This is a genomic window from [Zimmermannella] alba NBRC 15616, assembly GCF_001570905.1.
Lineage (GTDB): Bacteria > Actinomycetota > Actinomycetes > Actinomycetales > Microbacteriaceae > Pseudoclavibacter > Pseudoclavibacter albus.
Genome location: NZ_BCSO01000007.1, coordinates 30,835 through 51,946, shown reverse-complemented (window position 1 = coordinate 51,946; position 21,112 = coordinate 30,835). Strand labels below are relative to the sequence as shown.

The window sequence follows — 21,112 nt, the reverse complement described above, 5'->3', positions numbered from 1 at the left end:
CAATCCGACCACACAGCGAAGGGGCCGCGGTCATGTGACCGCGGCCCCTTCGCTGTGCCTGCTCGCTAGAACAGGAGGTTGGCGAGCTGCTGACGCGCCTTGAGCACGCGCGGGTCGTCGTCGCCGACGATCATGAAGAGCTCAAGCAAGCGCTCACGGATGCGCGTCTTGCCATCCGCGTCCTGCTTCGGGAAGAGCTCGAGCAGACGCAGGAAAGCATCCGCAACATGTCCGCCCGAGAGGTCGAGGTCGGCGACGTCGAGCTGCGCGTCGAGGTTGTCCGGTTCCATCGCGGCGCGGTGGCGAACCTCGTCGAGCGTGTGGCCCTGGAGTCGGTGGATGAGCTTCACCTGGGCAAGACCCGCCTTCGCTTCGTGGTCGGCGGGGTGCTCGCGGAGCACCTGCTCGAATGCGGCGATCGCGCCCTCGTAGTCGCGTCGCTCGATCGCCTCGTAGGCGGGCTTGTGGTTCTCGGGGATCTTGGGTTCCGGCTCGGCAGTCTCAGCCGCACCCTCGCCGACGGTCACGGTGTTGTGCACGCCCTGCTGGGCGGCCAGCTGCAGGAGCTGGGCGAAGAGCTGCTGGAGTTCTGCTTCGCTCGCCTCACCGTTGTAGAGCGGCATGACGCGGCCAGCGAGGAGTGCGAGCACGGCGGGCTGCTGCGCGACGCCCTGCTGGCGGTCGATGTCGATGCGGAGGAGCACCACCTTGCCAGCAAGACCACGCACGACGCGTGCGAGCGTCTCGGATGCGGGCTGCGCAGCGTTGTGGGCTTCGAGGATGACGGGAACGAACTGCGAGAGCGGCGTGAACTGCTCAAGGAGCTCCCGATCGGCGTCGATGACGACGTCCTCGAGGTGCGCGACGGGCTCACCGGGGCCGGGGATCTCAGGCTCACCCTGCGGACGGGGCTGGCCTGCCTCGGACGGAGCAGCCGCAGACGTCGCAGCATCCTGGCTCGGCGCAGCGGCCGGGGCCGGGCGCGCGGGCTGCTCGTGGCGCTGCACGAGGCTCGACAGGTCGACAGCGCCAGCGAGGTGGCGGCTCGGCAAAGCGTTCGGGTCAGTCATATTCCGTCCTCGATATCTGGAGATGTCGCGCGAGCAATCTGGCTACGAGAGTTCGTGCGCGTTCGTCAGCGTCTGAGCGTAGCCGAGCAGCTGGATCTTGCCGCCGCTCGAAACCGGGGGCACGTAGAACAAGAGCTGATCGGAGTAGGTCTTCTCGAATCCCTTTTGGCTCGTGTTCTTGCCTGCGAGCGCAGCCGTAGCGCCGGTCACCTTGATCGTGGCGAGACGCGTCTTCGCCGAGATCGTCTCGACTTCTTCGAGCGTGACGGAGACGAGGGCACCGTCGTCAAGGCTCGCAACGCCGACGGGTGCGTCCTTGCTCGGCTGGTTCTTGAACTCAATGGTCGAGGCGTTCGCGTCAATCGCCTGCGTTTGGCCAGCACGATATTGCTCGCCAATCTGCGGCAGGAGGGCGTCACCTGCAGTGTCGAAGGCTGCGAAGTGCGGAGACTTGTCGCCGTTGAGGACCACGTCACCGTAGGCAGCGGCGAGCGTCTCCGGGGCAATCGAGAGCCCGGGGGTGACCTCGGCGAGGGTCTTCGAACCGACGGTGAGCGGGGCGGCGTCCGGAAGCTGCGCCTGCGGCGTGAGCTCAACGACGCTGTTCACCTTGAACGGTTCGCGGGCGCTCTCTTGTACGAGCGTGAGCGCCTGCGGCAAGACCTTCTGGTCGGTGGGCTTGATGACGGTGATGACCGTGCGCGGCCAGTCAGGACTTGCAACCGGAACCGAGTAGACCGTGTCACCCTCTGGGATCGCGGCGGGCATCGGCTGCTCCGGGTCATGGATATTGGCCTGATAGATCATCTGGCGCTGGATGAGGGCAACACCCGCGAAGCGCGACTCGAGGAGCTTTGTGTCCTTTTTCTCGTCACCCTCGGATGCGGCACGGCGCACATCGGCAAGGATGCGGTCAAGCTGCGCCTGGCCGAGCGCCGGGGTGGGCGCCCCCTCGTTGATGAGGGCTTGTTCGGCTTCGGAGCTCGCGGTGGCGTGCGGGTGCTCGGCAGCGCCGCCGAGTGCTTCGGGCCACATATCGGCCGAACATCCGGTGAGTACGAGGCTGCTCGCAAGCAGGAGCGGCGCAAAGCTGAAGATGCGCTTGGGCGCCTTCGAGCGGTTCGGGCCGCGAGGACGGCGCCACTTCGCTTCTTCGTCTTCCTCGGGTGCGGCGGGCGGGGTGGAGTCGTCGTCCTTTGAGTCGTCGTCCGTCGTGGGCGCATCTTCGGTGTCGTCGCTCGCGGGTGCAGGCTCGTCGTGCTTCTGCTCCTGAGCTGGGCCCTCTGAGACCTCAGCTTCGGTTTCAGGCTCTGCCGGCATCTCGGCAGCGTGAGTCTCTGGCTCATCGGCCGTTTCGGTAGGCTCGGCCTCATCAACGGTGTCGACACTGTCGTCGTGCTCGGCAGCGTCCGCTGCCTCAGCCTCGGATGCAGCCGCGACCTCAGGTTCTTCGACGAGCTCGGTGCCTCGAGCGACATCCGTTTCGTCGACGATGTCCGGTTCGTCGGTCGCGCTGGGCCCCGTCGCCACAGCTTCCTCAGCCTGGGTGTCCTCGTCGGCGACCTCGCTCGCGGTCAGCGCACCCTTGACCGGCATCGGCTCCTCGCCCGTGGGCTCAAGCTCACGGCGACGCTCGCGACGGCCCAGGAGCGCCCACACCAAGAGGGCAATCGCGCACAGGGCAAGAATGCCTGCGGCGACCAAGAGCGGACCCGACCACTGTGCACGGTTCGAGAGCGGCCAGGTCATGGTCGCAGTCGAGAGCGCCGGGCCGTTGTCGCTCGCAATGAGGACTGCATAACCCGGCGGAAGGTCAGCGTCGAGCTTCACTTCGCCATCACCAGTGATCTCTTCGGTCCAGAGGTCGGAACCCGCGGGGCTCACCTGCTCTGCCTTTGAGCCAGCATCAACGGCCGTGAGGCTCGTCTTGTCTTCCGACAGCATGAGGTCGGCGTGCTTTGCCTCGCCAAGCCATGCCGCGACGTCCCCCGAACGGCCAACCATAACGGTCATCTTGCCGTTGCCGGTGAGGACGATGTTCTGCGAGCCTGCGTTCGCGGTGAGCACCTCGCTCGGGATGACGGCGTAGTTCGCCTCAGACGTGTAGGTGCCGCTCGCCGTCACACTCGTCGTGCTGCTCTGCACAGCAATGTGAATGCCGGCGGCAAGCAACAGCAGCAGGCTCAACACACCCGCGATCGCCGCAGAAACAAAACGCACTCGGGGGCTCCTTCTTGGGTCGTACTGGCGCGTGGAGCACGCGCCGCGGCTCCCGGGGATCGAGGCCACCCCATGTGGGCAGCAAATCCATGACTTGTCACGGTAACGCACCGATCTGGGCATCGTCGGTGGAAGTTATGGATTGTGGGGCCTGTGTGCGGCCACGTCTCAACTCGTCTCCAGGGCACCGCTACTACACTTCACACTCATCGAGCACACACCTTTTGGGGCTCGTGTCGAGGGATGAGGAGAGAGCGTGGACCTTCAGGGCTACACCTTCAGCACCGTGATGCGCGGCTACAACCGAGAAGAGGTTGACGAAGCCATCCGGGACCTGCAGCGCCAGGTGGCCCTCGCCGGTAGCGAAGACTCGCAGAGTGCACGCGAGATCGCACGCCTGCAGTCGCGCGTCGCCGAGCTCGAACAGGAGCTGCGCGAAGCGGGCCAGCCCACCTACTCGGGGCTCGGTTCGAAGCTCGCGGGAACGCTCGCCACCGCAGAGCAGCAGGCTCAGAAGCTCATCGCGGACGCGCGTCGCGAGAGTGAGCGCATTGAGAGCGACGCGCACAGCCATGCAGCCCGCATCCACCAAGAGGCGAACGACTACGCCGAGCGGACGACGCGTGAGGCAGACCAGCGTGCGAACCGCGTGCTCACCGACTCCCGCGCCGAAGCGGATTCGCTGCTCGAAAACGCCCAGCAAGAGGCTGAGCTCACGCGCGCGAACCAGGAGCGTGAGATCGACACGGTGAAGGATCAGGTCACGACCGAGCTGCGTGAGCTGCGCCACTCGACCGACCGCGAAATTGCCGCGCTCAAGGCTGCCGCGGAGGCCGAAATCGCCGAGCTTCGCCGGACTGCGAGCAACGAGACCGCGCAGGCGAAGAGCGAGATCGCGGATGCACGCCGCGCCATCGACCTCGAGCGCGGCGACCACGATCGTTCCCTTGCCGAAGACCGTGAGCGCCACGAACGTGAACTCGCTGCCGAACATCAGCGCACGCAGAGTGAGCTTGAGGGCATGCGCGAGGCAACGCTGCGCGACCTCAACCAGCAGCGTTCCGCTGTCGATGTCGAGCTTGCCGACCGTCGCAGTGAGTTTGAGCAGCAGCTCGTCAGTGCGGGCCGCAAGGCGGAGGCCACCGCGAAGAAGCTCATCGATGACGCGACCGAGCAGCTTGCCGACCTCAACCAGCGCAGCGAGCAGGTTCGCCGTGAGGCTGGCCGAATGATGGCGGATGCCCGTCGCCGCGCCCAGGAGACGGTTGCTGAAGCTGAGCGTCAGGCGGGCGACATCATCGACAACGCAAACCGCCAGGCTCGCGAGCGCAGTGCCGAGATTGAGCAGCGCACGCAGGCTCAGACCGAACAGGCGCAGGCCCGCCTGGCTGAGATCAGCGAGCAGCGTGCCCAGGTCGAGGAGCACCTCGAGCACCTGCGGGCCATGTTCTCGCAGGCAGGTCTTGTCGCGCCGGCAGCTGCGGCGGCTCCAGCGAAGCCGCTCGCCGCGGCATCCATGGCAACCGAGAACAGCGACGACGAGGACGCCGCTTCGGATATCCCAGAGCCAGGCCCGAACGACACGATCGTCATCCCGCGCCCGAAGCGCCCCAACACCAACTAGTCGCGAAAGCATTCACCTCGTATGCGCATCGAAAACCCCTTCCGGCTGGGCTTTGTTGCGACGCTCGGCGCGATTACCGCGCTCGTGCTCGGCGGCATGATGAGTTCGCTTGGGACGGTCCTCACCTACGTTGGTGCGGCGCTGTTCTTGGCGCTCGGCTTTGAGCCGATCATTAGCTTCCTCGAGCGTCACCGCTGGCCGCGACCGCTCGCGATCGTCGTGTCGCTCCTGGTCGTCTTTGGCGCGTTTTCGCTGCTTGTCGTCGCGGTGATCCCCTCGGTGACCGAGCAGATTGGTGAACTCACGAAGCGCTACAACGCGCTCGTTGAACAGCTCGCGAGCTCAAACCTCATTGAGTGGGCTGACCGAACCTTCCCTGGATTGGATGCTCAGAAGGCGCTCGAGGATGGCCTCAACTGGCTCAAGGACAACATCGGCGTCATCACCGGTGGTGTGCTGCAGGTGGGTGTCGACATCCTCAACGGTTTCTTCGGCCTGCTCATCATCGCGATCCTCACGCTCTACTTCGTGTCGAGCATGCACTCGATCAAGCGTGGCTTCTACCAGCTCACGCCTGCTTCCCGTCGTGGCCGCATCGCAGAGCTCACGGAAGAGATCACCGGTTCGGTCGGCAAGTATGTGATGGGGCAGACCTCACTCGCGCTCGTGAACGGCGTGCTCACCTTCATCTTCTTGACCGTCATTGACGCCGCAATGCCGGCGGTGTTCGCGCTCGTTGCCTTCCTCGGCTCGCTCATTCCCCTGGTGGGCACGATCAGCGCCTCGGTCATCATCGTCGTGGCGCAGCTTGCCCTCACGGATCCAGGGAGCCCCACCTGGTGGATCGCGGGCATCTACTACCTCGTCTACATGCAGCTTGAGGCGTACGTCATTTCGCCGCGCATCATGGCGCACGCAGTGAAGGTGCCGGGCCCGATCGTGGTGATTGCGGCGCTCACCGGCGGTACGCTTCTCGGCCTCCTCGGTGCCATGATTGCGATTCCGGTTGCGGCGAGCATCCTCATCATCGTGAAGCGTGTCATTATCCCTGCCCAGAACGAGCGCTAGCCCCGAGAGGTGATCGAGTGCCGGGCGAAGCCCGGTGTATCGAGACCACCGGCCTCAGCACTGCCACACCGCGTGGCCTCGATACGGCCCTGCGGGCCTACTCGACCAGCTCAGTGTCGGGGCCTCGTTACGACCCATCGGGCCCACTCGAACAGCTCAGTCGTGCGAATCCTCGACCAGCTCAGTTGGTGGCGGGCCAGTGGGTCGGCAGAGGCGCAGCCGCGGGGTTCACGCGGGCGACGATTTCGTTGAGCACGCGGCGGGTCTGCTTCTCCCCCACCCACAGGTGACGCCCGTCCTCCACATCCACAAAGTCCACGTTGACGAGGCCCGCGCGCGCAATCGCCTCGCGAGCCGCATCCGGCTTCAGGAAGTCGTCGTGTTCGGGCACGAGCCAGAGGAACGGCTTCGTCCAGTCCTGCCAGGCGGCCAGCTCCTCGGGCGTCGTGCGACGCAGCGGCGGCGAGAGCAGGATGACGCCGCTGAGGAGTTCTTCGTGCTCGCGCGCGTACTTGAGCGTGAGCTCGGTGCCGAAGGACCAGCCGACCATCCAGGGGTTCGGGAGTTCGTGTTCGCGCACGAAGTCGAAGGCAGCGCGGACGTCGTGCACTTCGTCGATTCCATCGCCGAAGGACCCCTCGCTCGTACCGCGCGGCGAGGTCGTGCCGCGGGTGTTGAAGCGGAGCACTGCCAGGTCGGCAAGCGCGGGGAGGCGCAGCGCGGCCTTCCGGTAGATGTGCGAGTCCATGAAGCCACCGTGGGTCGGCAACGGATGAAAGGTGACGAGGGTCGCGACGGGTGCCTTCTCGAGCGGCTGCGCGAGTTCGCCCACGAGGGTCAGCCCATCGGCCGTGTGCAGTTCGATGTCGTCACGGCGGGCAGGCAACTCAATGCCGGAGCGGACCTCGACGGGCTCGGTGGCGGGCGTGTTCTCGTTCTCCATTAGGCAATTCTCCAACAGTGGCTGTGCCAGTGGCGGCGTTCCGCCACGCCCTGCTCGTCGCCAAAGAGGTGCTCCGCTGGCCAGGCGACGATGTGTGCTTGGCCGATTGGCACCATGGTGTGGCAACCAGGGCAGGTGTATTCCTTGAGGGCCCGCTCGGGCGAGATGGGTTGGACGGTCCAGGCGACGCCGCGTTTGGTTTCCGTGCGGCGAAGCCCTGCCCGAAGGCGTGAGAAGTCGTCCTGCTCCTCGACACCGTTCATTCCCCGAGCGCGACGGCCGCGGTGGCGTGGACGGTTGGAGCGGGGCATGACATCCAGTCTACGAAGCACGCGAACGGCGGGCGACCTGATGGCCGCCCGCCGTTCGTGACGTGTCTAGTACCAGCCCTGCGCTTCCGAGTGCCCCCAGGCACCGCACGGGGTGCCGTAGCGAGGAGCGATGTAGTGGTTGATGCCCCAGTCAATCTGGGTTGCGGCGTTCGTCTGCCAGTCAGCGCCAGCGGCCGACATCTTCGAACCGGGCAGTGCCTGCGGAATGCCGTACGCGCCCGAGCTGGCGTTCGATGCGGCGGCGTTCCAACCAGACTCGCGGTTCCACAGATTCACCAGACACGTGAATTCGCTCTCGCTCCAGCCGCGAGCGATGACCATGTCGTGCGCGATCTGCTGCGCTTCGCCCGCCGGCGTCACGGGGCCGTAGCTCGAGGAACCGCTCGAAGAACCACTCGAAGAACCACTCGAAGAACCACTCGAGGACGTCTGCGAGGGGCTCGGCTTCGGCGTCTCGACCGAAACCTCAACACCGTCGCGCGTGATCTGCGAGGCCTCAAGATTCGGGGATTCCTGCTCGGGGGCGGCCTCGGCCGAAGCAGTCTTGAGGTCAAACTCCTGTGCCTGCGCCTGCGCGATGTCGGCGAGGGATGCCTGCTGGAGGTTCTGGGCACCGTGGCCCTCGCCCTGCACAAACAGGCCCGGAACGAAAATGCCGCCGAGAGCAACACCGGTCACCGCGAGGATGGCGGTCGGTGCGGCCAGGCGCGCACGACGACGGCTCCGAAGGCTCGCCGGAATGGCGGCGCGGGTCGAACCGGTTCGGGCTGCGCTGTTCGTCATCTCAGTCATGCGTAAAAGTCATCCGTCTCAATCATCAAGCGCCGGTAACGGCGATGTCACAACGATAACGGAACGATCACGGGCAGACAACGAACATTTGCCGAGAGTCTGACATCCAGCTGAACACACCAAATGACAGTTGTCACAAGCGCCTCAGCGGCACCACACCGAGCGACTAGCGAATGGCGAGCATGACGTCGATGACGGCGTCAAGGAGCAGGTCAACCTGCGCTTCACGGTAGCCACCGCGCTTCGAGGTGAAGGCTGCCGAGCGGACTTCGCGCAGGCTCAGCGGTGCACCGCCTCGGAGGAATTCTTCGAGCTTGACGGCGAAGGCGTCAACTTCCTTCACGTCGTAGCCGCGCTGGAAGAAGGAGACGCGGTCGAAGCGCTCGCCGTCTTCACGCTGGAGGCGCTTGAGCACGGCACGGGCGGTGCCCTTCACTTCGCGCATGAACTCCTTGCGGCCAAGGCGTGCCACGCGCTCTTCGCGCTCGCGCACACCAACAGCGTCTTCGAGGCGCTCGAGTGCCGCATCCACGTGTGCGGCCGAGTAGCCGCCCTTCTTCATCGTGAAGGCGGTGTGACGGATGCTCGAGGTGGTGAGCCGCTTGCCGCCGGAGCCGTTGTCGAAGTTGTCGTATCGCTGGCGGGCGACTCGCAGTGCGCGGTCGACCTCGGCCATGTCGTAGCCAAGCTGGCCTCGGGCGGCTTTCGGAAATGACAGTGCGCTCACCCGTCCATTGTGCAGCACTTTCCACCAAGGAAAATCCAGGCCCGCCGGAGAGCAGCTGCCGAAGCCGCGTCGAGCGGCCTCGATGCCGCTAGTTCACAAGGTGCCCGAGGGCGACATACACGCCAAACATGACGGCACCAGAGGGAAGAATCGAATCGATCCGGTCGAGCACTCCCCCGTGCCCGGGCAGCCAGCCCGACATGTCCTTAATACCGAGGTCGCGCTTCACCATCGATTCGAAGAGGTCACCCAGGGTTGCCGAGACAAGGAGCAGTGGCCCAATGAACAGGCCATGCCACCACGGCAGGCCGATCATGAACTGGCACACGAGCACCGAGGCAACCGTGCCCCACACGGCCGCACCGGCAAGCCCTTCCCAGGTCTTCCCGCCGGAAATGCTCGGCGCAAGCTTCGTCTTGCCGAACGTTATGCCGGTGGCATAGGCGCCCGTGTCGATCGCAACAACCGGGATGATGAAACCAAGCACCCAGAATTCGCCGTGCGGCTGCGCAGCCAAGAGCACCGTGAACGAGCCGAGGAATACGGCGTACAGGTGAATGAAGGCGCCCGCGAGGAGGTCCTTCCACACCTCACCCGAGCTGGGCTTCCTGCTCGCCACCGCAGCCTCGGCCACCCGCCAGAGGGAGGTGCCGACAATCGCGCCGAGAAGCGCCAGCCACTGCGCGCTCGGCCCCATGAAGTACGCGATCGGGACCACGAGCGAGCCAAACACGACGGTGGGGATGCGAGGGATGTCGCGCCCCGCACCGCGCAAGGCGCCCGCAAGCTCTGCCGAGGCGAGCGCAACCGTGGCGATACCAAAAAGATTGAAGAAGGGCTTCGCGATGAGAAGGCTCAGCAGCAGCGCCGCGCCGATGAGACAGCCGATGAGGATGGCGAAGCCAAGGTTTCTGCCGCTTCGCTCATTGATGCGATCGTGCCGTTCTTGGAGGCGGGCGCGCTCGCCACGGACACCTTCACGCACGCGGTTCCAGCGGCTCACCTCATCTTGTGGCAACGGCGAAGCCGCCCGTTCCCGGGGAGCGGGAGCGGGCGGCGTGCTGGCCTCGTGCTGGGTCACCGATTAGACCTCGAGAAGCTCAGCTTCCTTCGCCTTGAATGCGTTGTCGATGCGCTCGATGGCCTGCTTCGTGATCGACTCGAGCTCCTTCTCGGCGCGAGCGACTTCGTCCTCGCCGACCTCGTCGGTGAGTGCGTCGAGCTCAGTCTTCGACTTGCGGCGGATGTTGCGCACGGCAACACGGGCCTCTTCAGCCTTCGTGTTCACGAGCTTCACGTACTCCTTGCGGCGCTCCTGCGTAAGCTCCGGCATGGTGACGCGGATGATGTTGCCGTCGTTCGAGGGCGTCACACCGAGGTTCGGGGCGCTCGCGATGGCCTTCTCGATCTCCTTGAGGGCACCCTTGTCGTAGGGGGTGACCACGAGCATGCGGGCCTCGGGAACCTGCAACGATGCCAGCTGGCCGAGCGGCGTCATCGTGCCGTAGTAGTCGACTTGAATGTTCTGGAAGAGTGCCGGGTTCGCACGGCCCGTGCGCACCGTCGCGAAGTCATCCTTCGCGTGTTCAACAGCCTTGTCGTACTTTTCGCGTGTTTCAGCGAGAACCTCGGAGATCACGGGAATCCTTTCGTCACAGAAAGTGTATCGACCCGAAGCGTGCCCGAGCTGACGACGCCTGGGTGTTCAGGCTTTAGGCGCGGGCAGCCGACACGAGCGTGCCGATCTGCTCGCCGAGGATGGCGCGGCGGATGTTGCCTTCCGGGGCCATGCCGAAGATGCGCATGTCGATGCCGTTGTCCATGCAGAGGCTGAAGGCAGTCGAGTCGACGACCTTGAGGCCGCGCTTGAGGGCTTCGCGGTACGAAACCTCGGTGAGGAGCTCTGCCGAGGCGTCGCTGCGCGGGTCGGCCGTGTAGACGCCGTCGACGCCGTTCTTCGCGACGAGGACGACATCGGCGCGGATCTCGAGGGCACGCTGGGCGGCAACCGTGTCGGTCGAGAAGTACGGCAGACCCGAGCCCGCACCAAAGATGACGACGCGCCCCTTTTCCATGTGGCGTTCTGCGCGAAGCGGGATGTAGGGCTCAGCGACCTGGCGCATTTCGATGGCCGACTGCACACGTGCGTCGCCGCCGGCCTGCTCGAGGAACTCCTGCAGGGCGAGCGCGTTCATGACGGTGCCGAGCATGCCCATGTAGTCGGCGCGGCCACGGTCCATGCCCGCGTTTGCCAGCTGAGCCCCGCGGAAGAAGTTGCCGCCACCGACGACGACCGCCACCTGCACGGTCTTTGCAGCCTCGGCGATTTCTGCCGAGAGGCTGCGCATGACATCCGGGTCGACGCCCATCTTTCCGCCACCGAAGGCCTCACCGGAAAGCTTGAGCAGAACGCGACGGGGGTGTGCGGGAGCGGTCATCGAACATCCTTCGCTTGACGGTGAGTACTGCCCTCCAGGTTACCGCTCCTTGGCCACCCCGCTCGAGGGCAGCTGAGGCTCGCGGCCCACGTGCGTGAAGTACCACGAGTAGAAGGCGATCCACACGAGCGTGTGGGTCGGCATTTGGATGCGGCTCGTGCGCTCGCGGCCAATCACGCGGCTGGTCCCCGCCTGCAAGAGTTGCCCGAGCGCCGTGACGGCAAGGAATCGGGGTAGCCGACCCGGAACCGACCACGCAAGCGTCGGGCCGAGCCCGATGCTCTCGAGCGCAGCCGCTCGCACGTAGAGCTTGTACGGGACGCCCTTCGTTGGCCCGGCAACCGCCGCACGGAAACCGCCCTCGCGCACCCCGTCTTCGACGCGGGTGATCATCTCGTCCGAAATAGAGGGCAGAGAACGCATCGCTGCGCGGCTCCGCTCAGCACCCACCCGCTGTACCCAAGCTCGGGTAAGGATGCCACCAACGAGGGCACCCGCGAGCGCCGAGCCGCAGGCGAGGTACGCGCGCTTCGGGTCACGAAGGACGAGGCGGCTCAGCCACACATCCGGCACGACAAAGAAGGCGCTCGCTTCGGCGCCACCCCAGAGCGCGGCGACAGCGTGGTCGATGATCGTCGAGGAACGGCGGCTCGTCATGCCGCCTATTCTTCCTGCTCTCGTGCACCCGGAACTCAGCACTCAGGCCGATCTGCCGGGGCGACCGCGTCGATAGGATGCCGCTATGCACGAGCAGCCAGAGGGTTTGGATCGACGGACCATTCCTCAACGGACCACCTCTTGGGCGACGAAGTGCGCTGATCTCCTCGCGGCAGCGCACCTCACCCCGAACAGCATCTCGGTCATCTCCGTGCTCGTCGCCGCCGTCGCCGGGGTGTCCTTTGTGGTGTCGGGATTCGTGGATGACGGTGCCCGCACGGCGCTCCTCATCGTGGCCGCCGTGTGCATGCCGCTTCGGCTCCTCTGCAACATGCTCGATGGCATGCTCGCCGTCGAACACGGCATGAAGACCTCGAGCGGCGAGCTTTACAACGAACTCCCCGACCGCATCTCCGACCTGCTCGTCATCGCCGGCGCCGGCTACGCGACGGCACATGTGTGGATGCTTGCGGGCCACGACCTCGGCGTCGCGCTCGGCTGGACCGCGGCCGCCCTCGCACTCCTCACCGCCTACGTGCGCACCCTCGGCGCATCCACCGGCGTCGGCAACTTCTTTCAAGGCCTCATGGCGAAGCCGCCGCGTATGTGGGTGCTCGTCGTCGCATCCTTCGTCTCGATTGCAGAGCCTGCGCTCGGATGGCCGCGCGGCATCGTCCTCGCCGTCGCACTCGCAGTTATTGGACTCGGCAGTCTGCAGACGGTGGTTGTTCGTCTCGGCCACATCACGCGCGCGCTCAAGCACCGAAGCACCCCGCCACTGGCATGATCCTCGCCCGCTCGGCCTTCGCATTCCTCGTCCGCCTCATCGCGGGCGCTCGAACGATCGTCGACGAAGAGTACCGGCCGGGTCGCCGCGCCAGCGTGCTGCACCTGCCGCCGCGCGCCATCTACTTCGCAAACCACTCAAGCCACCTCGACTTCGTCACCATCTGGAGCGTGCTGCCCGGACGCGTCCGCCAGCACGTGCGACCCGTCGCCGCGAAGGACTACTGGAGCGACGGGTTCAAGGCCCGTTTCGTTCAACGCATGTTCCGACCCGTCCTCGTCGCACGCGGCCGGGATGTGCTGCGAGAACCTCGTACGACGGCAGCGGCGCCCGCGAGCGGTGAGCCGCAGCTCACGCTCCCCGCAAGCAGCCGAGGCCTTCGCGGCCAGCTCGCCGAGCTCGGCGCCGTACTCGACGAGGGCGACTCCCTCATCCTCTTCCCAGAAGGAACCCGCGGCGACGGCAGCGAGATCGGCAACTTCCACGCTGGACTCGCACGTCTCGCCCGCGCCTACCCGGAAGTGCCGGTCATCCCAGTGGCGCTCGCCAACCTCGGGCGCATCCTCCCGAAGGGCGGTCTCATCCCCGTCCCGCTGCTGGGAACCGTCGAATTCCTCGCACCGATCCGCCACGAGCCGGGCGAACGCGACGCTGCCTACCTCGCTCGAGCACGCCAGGCCCTCATCGACGCGGTCCCCGACCCGAGCGCTGAAGACGACGACGAGGAACCCACCGACCACGACGCCACGATCGAGGAGCAGCACCCATGATCGATCTCTTCAACCTGCCGACGGTTGGCCTCATCGACGCAACCGGGTGGCGGCTGCTCCTCGGCGTCCTCGCGGTGCTCATCATCGCGTCCCTCGCGACGCTCATCCTGAGCCACGCGCTCACGAGCGAACGTCACGCGGGCCTCATCACGAATCTCCGGGCCCGCACCTGGGCGTGGTGGGGCATGGTCGCTGTCATCGCGGGTGTGCTCATGCTTGGGGAGACGGCAACCGTCATCCTCTTCGCGGTGCTCTCGTTCCTCGCCCTGCGCGAGTTCATCACGATCTCCCCCACCACGCAGCGCGACCACGGCGCCCTCGTGTGGATGTTCTGGATCATCCTGCCGCTCCACTACATCTCGGTGTGGAACCACTGGTACGGCTTCTTCGCCATGTTCATCCCGGTGTACGCGTTCCTCTTCCTCCCCGCCCGGCAGGCGCTCGCAGGCGACACGAAGTCATTCATGCGGCGTGCCTCCGTCGTGCAGTGGTCGCTCATGGTGTCGGTCTACGCCGTGAGCCACGTGCCCGCGCTCCTGCAGCTGCCGGTCGCGATGATGTACGGACGGGATGTCGCTGAGGGCTCCGCTCCGGGATCTGGCGGCCCCGCCGGTGCCAACCTTTTGCTGTTCCTTGTCATCGTTGTGCAAGGTTCGGACGTCCTCCAGTACGTGTGGGGCAAGACGTTCGGCAAGCACCCGATTGCCCCGAAGGTGAGCCCCAATAAGACCTGGGAAGGCTTCATTGGTGGCGTGCTCAGCGCAACCGCACTCGGTACTGCTCTCTGGTGGGTGACGCCCTTCACCTGGTGGCAGGCGGCGATCTTCGCGTTCCTGTCGTGCCTGCTCGGCTTCGCGGGCGGACTCGTCATGAGCTCGATCAAGCGCGACCGCGGCATCAAGGATTTCGGTTCGCTCATCCCCGGTCACGGCGGCGTCATGGACAGGATCGACTCGCTCACCTTCGCGGGACCGGTGTTCTTCCACCTCGTTCGCTTCTTCTTTAGCTAGGGGAACGCTCGTCGGCTACGGGCGCATCCCTGCACACGTGCACGCCGATCGTCCTGCCTCACGCACGGAGAGATGTCCGCGGGCTGACCGTGTGAGGTGCGTGCGATGAGCACACCTGCAGCGACAATCAACAACGGGCCCAGCGTGTGCTGAGCCCGTTGTTCGTGTCGACGTTGGAGCGTTACGCGCCGACGCGGAAACGTGCGTAGTCGGTCACCGTGATGCCGGCGTCCTTGGCCACCTGCTCGATGGTGAACTTGTTGTCCTTCGCGTAGTCCTGCTCGAGGAGCACGATCTGCTTGAAGAAGCCCTTGAGGCGACCCTCAATGATCTTCGGGAGTGCAGCCTCCGGCTTGCCCTCGTTGCGCGAGATCTCCTCGACAAGCGTGCGCTCGCGGTCGACGTCCTCAGCGGGGACGTCCTCACGGGTGAGGTACGTCGGGTTGGCGAAGGCGATGTGCTGCGCGATGCCGCGGGCGGTCTCGTGGTCCGTACCCTCGAAGCCGACGATGACGCCGACCTGCGGGGGGAGGTCCTTCGAGGTGTAGTGGAGGTAGATCTCCTGTTCAGCGCCCTTGACGAGGCGGACGCGTCGGAGCTGCATCTTCTCGCCGAGGATGGCTGCGTCCTCGTCGATGATCTGAGCAACCGTCTTGCCCTCCGATTCGACCTTGAGGGCCGACTCGGCGTCTTCGGAACCTGCAGCCGCGACGATCTCGAGGACGCGGTTTGCGAGGGTGATGAACTTCTCGCCCTTGGCAACGAAGTCGGTCTCGCAGGCGAGCTCGATGAGGGTGGCGGTGCCGTTGCCGTTGTCCTTAGCAGCGACGAGGCCCTCGCTCGTGGAGCGGTCGGCACGCTTTGCGTTGCCCTTCGCACCCTTGAGGCGGAGGATCTCGATTGCCTTCTCCATGTCGCCGTCGGCCTCTTCGAGAGCCTTCTTCGTGTCGACCATGCCGGTGCCGAGCTGCTCGCGAAGAGCCTTGACGTCGGCGAGGGTGAAGTTTGCCATGTGGTGTCTCCCTAGTGGGTCGGGTGGCTTACTTGGTCTCGGTGGCCGAGGCGTCAGCCTCAGCGGTCTCAGCCTGCTCTGCTTCGGTAGCCGACTCCTGAACGCCCTCGGCGTCAGCAGCCGGTGCAGCAGGCTCGGCGCCACCCTGCTCGAGGAGCTCGCGCTCCCACTCAGCGAGCGGCTCAGCCTGAGCCTCAGCAGCGGCCGGGCCCTGGTGGCGCTCGATGAGGCCCTCAGCAGCGGCGTCCGCGATGATGCGGGTGAGGAGTGCAACCGAGCGGATGGCGTCGTCGTTGCCCGGGATCGGGTATTGGACGTCGTCCGGGTCGCAGTTGGTGTCGAGGATGGCGATCACGGGGATGCCGAGCTTCTTCGCCTCGTCGATGGCGAGGTGCTCCTTCTTGGTGTCGACAACCCAGAGCGCCGACGGCGTCTTCTGGAGGTTGCGGATACCACCGAGGCTCTTCTCGAGCTTGTCGCGCTCGCGACGCTGGATGAGAAGCTCCTTCTTCGTGTAGCCCTTGGTCGTGTCGTCGAAGTCGACGAGGTCGAGTTCCTTGAGGCGGTTGAGGCGCTTCTGGACCGTGCCGAAGTTGGTGAGGAGGCCACCGAGCCAGCGCTGGTTCACGTAGGGCTGGCCGACACGGGTTGCCTGCTCAGCGATCGACTCCTGCGCCTGCTTCTTGGTGCCGACGAAGAGGATCGTGCCGCCGCGGGCGACGGTCTCGCGAACGAAGTCGTACGCCTTGTCGATGTAGGCGAGCGACTGCTGAAGGTCGATGATGTAGATGCCCGAGCGCTCGGTGAAGATGAAGCGCTTCATCTTGGGGTTCCAGCGACGGGTCTGGTGCCCGAAGTGCACGCCGCTGTCGAGCAGCTGGCGGATAGTCACGACTGCCATGGTCGTACTCCTTGTATGGGGGCGCGTGTGCGCCATTCGGTTGTCACGAGGGCCGGCGGCCCAAGTCCTGGTGCCTGCACGCTGCACCACTCGTTGGCACGAGACCACGGTGTGCGTGTGATTCAGGCACGCGAAGTCGACCTGCGGATGCAAGTCGCTGAGTCGAGTTTACACCTCACGCACGGTGTGTCGGCCGTCGAATGGCATAGATGCGGGAATGGCTGTTGCACCGCGGGGACGTACGGGTTCGTTCCATCCACAGCTGCGATTTCCGTCCTCCGCTGACAGATTCTGAAACAGTGAGTCGCACGGACGTCGGCGGCTTCGGATGCTGGCCGCGTGACCACAACATCCCGCACCCCATCACGCCACCTTGCCCGGCGATTGCTCGCGACTCTCACGCTCGTGAGCGCTGTTGCGACGCCGCTCAGCGTTCCCGGCCCGGTCAACGCACACACGGTGGGTTTCACTTCCGCGCCGGACACGGAGGATGCCGTGTGGTCATGGCCGATCTCGCCGAAGCCTGCGGTGACGCGCCCCTTCGATCTGCCCTTCCGCTACGGGGCAGGGCATCGCGGCATTGATCTCGCAGCATCCCCGGGTGCCCAGGTGCTCGCGCCAGCGGACGGCACGGTGCACTTCGTCGGCGTGGTCGTTGACCGACCGGTCGTGTCGATTGATCACGGTGGCGGTCTCATCTCAAGCTTTGAGCCGGTGACGAGCGAACTCTCGCGCGGCGATCGAGTCGTAAAGGGCCAGGTCATCGGTGAGCTCGCCGCATCTCCCACCCACGCGCCCGCCGGTGGCCTTCATCTCGGTGCCCGACAGGACGGCGAGTACCTCGATCCGCGTTCGCTCCTCGGTGAGATTCCGCGCGCGGTGCTCCTCCCCCTCGGCGCCGTCTCGTAAGCAGCTTCCTCATTCCGTCATTCCTTGCTTCACCTATCTTCGAAAGGAACATCTTCCATGTCTGTGTCTCTGCTCCCCCGCGTGCATGCACTCGCTCGCGCCGTGCTGGCGGCCGCCGCACTGTGCGCGCTCGTTCTTGGCGGTCTCAGCCTCGGTGCTGCCTCGGCTGTTGCGGCCAGCTACGGCCCGAGTTTCGACGGACCGCTTGGCCGCGTCGGCTCGTATCAATTCGACGGCAAGCTCGTGTACTGCCTCGAGCCCGAGATGCCACGACCGCTTGGCACGACCACCCCGGCGGGCACGGCCGGGGCGTCGCGCTTCCAGGTGTCCGATCTCGATATGGCCCGTGCGAACTGGGCGATCTCCACGCACGGGCAGACCGAGAGCCAGGTGCAGGCTGCCGCCGTGCAATTGTTTGTGTGGTCAACGGTGGCGCCGAGCGTGTACAACAGCCATGGCATGTCGGGTGACGACTACTACATCGGGCGTCTGCCGGGCGTCTACCAACAGCCAGTGCTGGATGTGCTCGCTGCGCTTCGCGAGGGCGCACGCTACGTGAACAGCTACGCGCCGACGGGCGGCGCCACGCAGGGCACGCTCACGATCACGACGGATCCCTCGGATGCGCGCCGAGGCACGGTGCGCTTCGAGGGCGGCGAGCCTGCGTCGTGGGCCACGGTGAGTCTCACGAATGCGGTCTCGGCGACGAACGGTTCGGCCACGGTCACGCTTGCGCCCGGCGATGCAGTGGAGATTCGTGCGACGCCGAGCGCGGCGGCGAGCGGTTCGTTCCGCATCTCGGCGGAGGCGACGGTCGAGCTGCCGCAGCAGCGCTGGAACGCGACGCTCGCGGTGTTTGAGACTCCGGGTGCGCAATTGCTTGGCGGTGCTGGCGGCCAGGAGGAAGGCTCCTACACACTGAAGGCGGAGGATGCGGCACCTCGCGAGCCGCGCTTCGAGCCATTCGTCTCGACCGCGGTGGCCGCTGCGTTGGTGGGGCCGGGGAGCGCGATCATCGACCGCTGGACGATCGCTCGTGCCAGCACGGCCCCGTGGCTCACCCGTGAGGATGGCACGTTCGCGACCGTCACGGCGCAGGCCACGCTGTATGGTCCCTTTGACGAGCAGCCGGACACGCAGGCCATGCCGCCGAGTGATGCGCCGGTCGCAGCATCCGGCACGGTGACGCTCGGTGGTGGACGTCAAGATCCGACCGGCACGGTCGTCGAGGTGTCGAGCGCCGAGCTTGGCGCTCCGGAGCTTGCCTCGGGTTGGTACAGCTGGGTGGTGTCGATCGACGCATCAGAACAGGTGCTTGCTCCTGGCGAGGGGCCGGTGCTCCCCGCGGGATACGCCTGGCAGGACGCCTTCGGTGTGCAGGACGAGACCGCACTTGTGGTGCCAAGCGTGCGCACTGAAGCGCAGCCCGATGCGCGACCGGGCGAGGAGGTGCACGATGTCGCGATCATCGACGGCGTGCTCCCGGAGGGGGCGACGATCGAGTTTGCGATCTACGAGGCCGTGCATCGAGATGGTGCCGCCGTCTGCGAGTCACCCCTCGCCGTGACAGCAGCGCTCACACTCGAAGCTCGCCGGTACGACGAGGAACGGGTAGCCTCCCCCGCGGTGACACTCGACGAAGCGGGCGAGTATTGGTGGGTGGAGACGCTCCGCTCAGCCGAGGGCGAGGTGCTGCATGTCGGCGGCTGCGGTGTGGCCGACGAAACCACGATCGTGACCGAGCCGACGCAGCCCCCGACGGACACCCCGACCCAGCCTCACGTCGAGGACCGCATCCACGATGAGGCGTCGAGCGCGGCGAGTGGTTCGCTCGCGGAAACCGGCCGCAGCGACGTCCAGGCCTTTGGCGCATTCACGCTCGCGGCGCTCCTGTTCCTTGTCGCGGGTGCACTCGTGACGCGCGAGCGCCGCCGCAATTCCGGGTCGTAAGTAGGTCCAGAACGATTCCCATCGCCCCGAATCCGCAGGCGGCATATTCAGCGCGCATTCTGCTCAGCAGAATACCTGCCGCACCGATTCCTTTATGGGAGAACTATTTGCCAACAAAATCTGATCAATTATGGTATGTCCACACACCGTCGTCCCGAGTTTGCACGCCAAATTCACCAGCTACGGAAACCCATGCGGCCGACGCCGTATATGACAGTGACGCCCAGGCGGGGGACTCTCCGTCCTGAACTGCACGTCGAACAGCCGCATTGACGGTACACGGACCCGCAACATTCTTGCACCCTGCAGCACGCACATCTCGAACTTCCGCTGCCCCTTCGTAGCTCGTGTGGTAATCAACAGTAAAAGACGCTTCACTCACCACATCCCAAACAGAAACGCGACAGCCCACATTCCAGCCATTTTGCGGAATACATCCTTGCATGGAAGCGTCAAACGCACTCACGCCACCCGCACCCGCCGCTCATCGCCAATGGCGATGAGCGGCGGGATCCATCAGGAAAAATCTCACTCCGACGAGCCCACTCGACAATAACCGACTGCGGCTCCCTGCCAGCAAGCGAATCCAGCAACGCTCCGCGATCCAGCTTGGTAAGAATACGCACACGATCGTGTTCAGGAATGCCACCTTGAGCCAAATGATCAGTAATTCTCTCACACACATCGCCAGGAAGGACACCATATTCCTGGCCGTAATCGTTTGGCCCACCCACTCCACATAGAAAAAGAACGTTTCCAGCAACCACTCCAAACATTGCAAAAGCCTTTTTCGCAAGCACCCCTTTGCAAGACACGAGCCACACAACTCATCGACGAAGCAATAAAAACAGTCCCACACCTAGCCCAAGTAGGAGCAGGATCGAAATTACAAGAATGAGTATCATTTCCGCACCGAACACACTCGCTAGACTAGCGAATCATTCATTCCATATCGACGATTCACAGAGAACAGTGACCCGCCTCCACCTAGGCGCGAGGATGGGCCTGCTGGTAGGCGGCCTTCAAACGGTCGGCGGAGACGTGCGTGTAGATCTGCGTTGTGCCGAGGCTTGCATGGCCGAGCAGCTCTTGAACGCTGCGAAGATCGGCGCCACCGTCGAGCAGATGCGTTGCCGCCGTGTGTCGAAGAGCGTGCGGCCCCGACGGCCCACTGCCTGGGGCCGCCTCGAGTTCCCGGCGGGTGAGTTCGTAGATGCTGCGCGGGTCGACGCGGCCACCCCGCACGCCGAGGAAGAGGGCGTCCCCAGAACGGGGCTTCGCAAGGGCAGGCCGGCCACGCTGGATCCAATCGCGCAGCGCCTCTGCGGCAGGAGCCCCGAAGGGGGCGACGCGTTCTTTCGACCCCTTACCCATCACCCGAAGCGTGCGACGTTCAAAGTCGAGATCACCGAGGTCGAGCGAGCAGCACTCCGAGACGCGGATACCGGAGGCATACAGCAGTTCGATGATGGCGAGGTCACGGAGCGCCTTCGGATCGCCGCCAGCAGCGAGGGCGTGCAGGTGGTCGAAGATGCCGTGCATGCCGTCGTTGGTCACCACGCGTGGGAGGCTGCGGCCCGTCTTCGGAGACTTCAGTCGCCGTGCGGCATCGGGTCCGTAGCCACGCCGCTGGAGCCAGGCGGTAAAACTTCGGGCGCTCGCGGCACGTCGGGCAATCGTTGCGGGGGCGGCACCGGTTTCGCTCGCTCGCCACAGCCAGTCGCGGAAGAGCTCAAGGTCGAGCTCGTCGGCATCCGTGACGCCCTGTTCTTCGGCGAAGTTCGCGAAGCCTTGGAGGTCGGCGGCGTAGGCCTTCACCGTGTTGGGTGAGAGGCCGCGCTCGAGGTCGATTGCGCGAAGAAACGCGTCGATCTGCTCGTCCAGGCTTGCCACACGTTCAGC

The 21,112-nt window shown here is 65.3% G+C and carries 20 protein-coding genes; 7 read left to right on the top strand and 13 right to left on the bottom strand.

Translation table 11 applies throughout. From position 1 onward, the window contains the following. Positions 1 to 65: 65 nt before the first annotated feature. The gene (locus tag ZAL01S_RS06105) at positions 66 to 1,070 is read right to left on the bottom strand and encodes a co-chaperone YbbN (protein ID WP_066081256.1); all 1,005 of its coding nucleotides are present in this window, start codon (positions 1,068 to 1,070) and stop codon (positions 66 to 68) included. Between the two features lie 42 nt (positions 1,071 to 1,112). Beyond that, positions 1,113 to 3,290 carry a hypothetical protein gene (locus tag ZAL01S_RS06100; RefSeq protein WP_066081252.1) on the bottom strand — a complete coding sequence of 726 codons (2,178 nt, stop codon included), beginning with the start codon at positions 3,288 to 3,290 and terminating at the stop codon, positions 1,113 to 1,115. 256 nt (positions 3,291 to 3,546) lie between these two features. Here ZAL01S_RS06100 and ZAL01S_RS06095 point away from each other — a divergent pair, with 256 nt between their 5' ends. Continuing rightward, positions 3,547 to 4,914, top strand: a complete 1,368-nt coding sequence (locus ZAL01S_RS06095) for a DivIVA domain-containing protein (RefSeq protein ID WP_066081249.1) — start codon at positions 3,547 to 3,549, stop codon at positions 4,912 to 4,914. Positions 4,915 to 4,935: 21 nt separating this feature from the next. Then, complete coding sequence (locus tag ZAL01S_RS06090) at positions 4,936 to 5,982, top strand: AI-2E family transporter (protein WP_066081246.1); 1,047 nt, start codon at positions 4,936 to 4,938, stop codon at positions 5,980 to 5,982. 181 nt (positions 5,983 to 6,163) lie between these two features. On the opposite strand, the gene ZAL01S_RS06085 is transcribed toward ZAL01S_RS06090, so the two are convergent. The 8 genes from ZAL01S_RS06085 to ZAL01S_RS06050 all read right to left on the bottom strand — a co-directional run bounded on the left by ZAL01S_RS06085 (position 6,164) and on the right by ZAL01S_RS06050 (position 11,871). Then, on the bottom strand, positions 6,164 to 6,925 hold the full coding sequence (locus tag ZAL01S_RS06085; protein WP_066081243.1) for an alpha/beta hydrolase: 762 nt from the start codon (positions 6,923 to 6,925) through the stop codon (positions 6,164 to 6,166). Continuing rightward, a complete protein-coding gene (locus ZAL01S_RS06080; RefSeq protein WP_066081240.1) occupies positions 6,925 to 7,236 on the bottom strand; it encodes a hypothetical protein in 312 nt (103 codons plus the stop codon). Before ZAL01S_RS06080 ends, ZAL01S_RS06085 begins: the two co-directional genes overlap by 1 nt. A gap of 66 nt (positions 7,237 to 7,302) precedes the next feature. Beyond that, positions 7,303 to 8,049, bottom strand: a complete 747-nt coding sequence (locus ZAL01S_RS09785; RefSeq protein ID WP_083523119.1) for an aggregation-promoting factor C-terminal-like domain-containing protein — start codon at positions 8,047 to 8,049, stop codon at positions 7,303 to 7,305. A gap of 166 nt (positions 8,050 to 8,215) precedes the next feature. Further along, entirely contained in the window at positions 8,216 to 8,776 is a 561-nt protein-coding gene (locus ZAL01S_RS06070) for a DivIVA domain-containing protein (RefSeq protein WP_083523118.1), read from the bottom strand. An 88-nt stretch (positions 8,777 to 8,864) separates the two neighbouring features. Then, positions 8,865 to 9,857, bottom strand: a complete 993-nt coding sequence (locus ZAL01S_RS06065; RefSeq protein ID WP_083523117.1) for a phosphatidate cytidylyltransferase — start codon at positions 9,855 to 9,857, stop codon at positions 8,865 to 8,867. A gap of 3 nt (positions 9,858 to 9,860) precedes the next feature. Next, positions 9,861 to 10,415, bottom strand: coding sequence for a ribosome recycling factor (gene frr / locus ZAL01S_RS06060; RefSeq protein ID WP_066081232.1), 555 nt, complete (start codon positions 10,413 to 10,415; stop codon positions 9,861 to 9,863). 73 nt (positions 10,416 to 10,488) lie between these two features. Next, positions 10,489 to 11,214, bottom strand: a complete 726-nt coding sequence (gene pyrH / locus ZAL01S_RS06055) for a UMP kinase (RefSeq protein ID WP_066081229.1) — start codon at positions 11,212 to 11,214, stop codon at positions 10,489 to 10,491. A 39-nt stretch (positions 11,215 to 11,253) separates the two neighbouring features. Further along, positions 11,254 to 11,871, bottom strand: a complete 618-nt coding sequence (locus tag ZAL01S_RS06050) for a hypothetical protein (RefSeq protein ID WP_066081227.1) — start codon at positions 11,869 to 11,871, stop codon at positions 11,254 to 11,256. Positions 11,872 to 11,956: 85 nt separating this feature from the next. Between ZAL01S_RS06050 and ZAL01S_RS06045 the strand changes: the two genes are divergently transcribed. Genes ZAL01S_RS06045 through ZAL01S_RS06035 form a run of 3 tightly spaced genes read left to right on the top strand, consistent with a single transcriptional unit; the run spans position 11,957 to position 14,438 of the window. Continuing rightward, a complete protein-coding gene (locus ZAL01S_RS06045) occupies positions 11,957 to 12,658 on the top strand; it encodes a CDP-alcohol phosphatidyltransferase family protein (protein WP_066081224.1) in 702 nt (233 codons plus the stop codon). Beyond that, complete coding sequence (locus ZAL01S_RS06040; protein WP_066081222.1) at positions 12,655 to 13,428, top strand: lysophospholipid acyltransferase family protein; 774 nt, start codon at positions 12,655 to 12,657, stop codon at positions 13,426 to 13,428. Before ZAL01S_RS06045 ends, ZAL01S_RS06040 begins: the two co-directional genes overlap by 4 nt. Continuing rightward, positions 13,425 to 14,438: a phosphatidate cytidylyltransferase gene (locus ZAL01S_RS06035; RefSeq protein WP_066081219.1), complete on the top strand. Its 1,014-nt coding sequence runs from the start codon at positions 13,425 to 13,427 to the stop codon at positions 14,436 to 14,438. Before ZAL01S_RS06040 ends, ZAL01S_RS06035 begins: the two co-directional genes overlap by 4 nt. A gap of 181 nt (positions 14,439 to 14,619) precedes the next feature. Here the strand turns inward: ZAL01S_RS06035 and tsf are convergent, their stop codons facing one another. Together tsf and rpsB are read right to left on the bottom strand one after the other, a co-directional pair. Then, positions 14,620 to 15,450, bottom strand: a complete 831-nt coding sequence (gene tsf, locus ZAL01S_RS06030) for a translation elongation factor Ts (RefSeq protein ID WP_066081216.1) — start codon at positions 15,448 to 15,450, stop codon at positions 14,620 to 14,622. Positions 15,451 to 15,478: 28 nt separating this feature from the next. Continuing rightward, entirely contained in the window at positions 15,479 to 16,351 is an 873-nt protein-coding gene (gene rpsB / locus ZAL01S_RS06025; RefSeq protein ID WP_066081213.1) for a 30S ribosomal protein S2, read from the bottom strand. Positions 16,352 to 16,690: 339 nt separating this feature from the next. Between rpsB and ZAL01S_RS06020 the strand changes: the two genes are divergently transcribed. Then, a complete protein-coding gene (locus tag ZAL01S_RS06020) occupies positions 16,691 to 17,260 on the top strand; it encodes a murein hydrolase activator EnvC family protein (RefSeq protein WP_244875350.1) in 570 nt (189 codons plus the stop codon). A gap of 57 nt (positions 17,261 to 17,317) precedes the next feature. Then, positions 17,318 to 19,210: a hypothetical protein gene (locus ZAL01S_RS06015; protein WP_066081208.1), complete on the top strand. Its 1,893-nt coding sequence runs from the start codon at positions 17,318 to 17,320 to the stop codon at positions 19,208 to 19,210. A 987-nt stretch (positions 19,211 to 20,197) separates the two neighbouring features. Here ZAL01S_RS06015 and ZAL01S_RS06005 read toward each other — a convergent pair. Beyond that, positions 20,198 to 21,103 (bottom strand): tyrosine recombinase XerC, encoded by a 906-nt coding sequence (locus tag ZAL01S_RS06005; RefSeq protein WP_083523116.1) that lies wholly within the window; start codon positions 21,101 to 21,103, stop codon positions 20,198 to 20,200. Between the last annotated feature and the right edge of the window lie 9 nt (positions 21,104 to 21,112).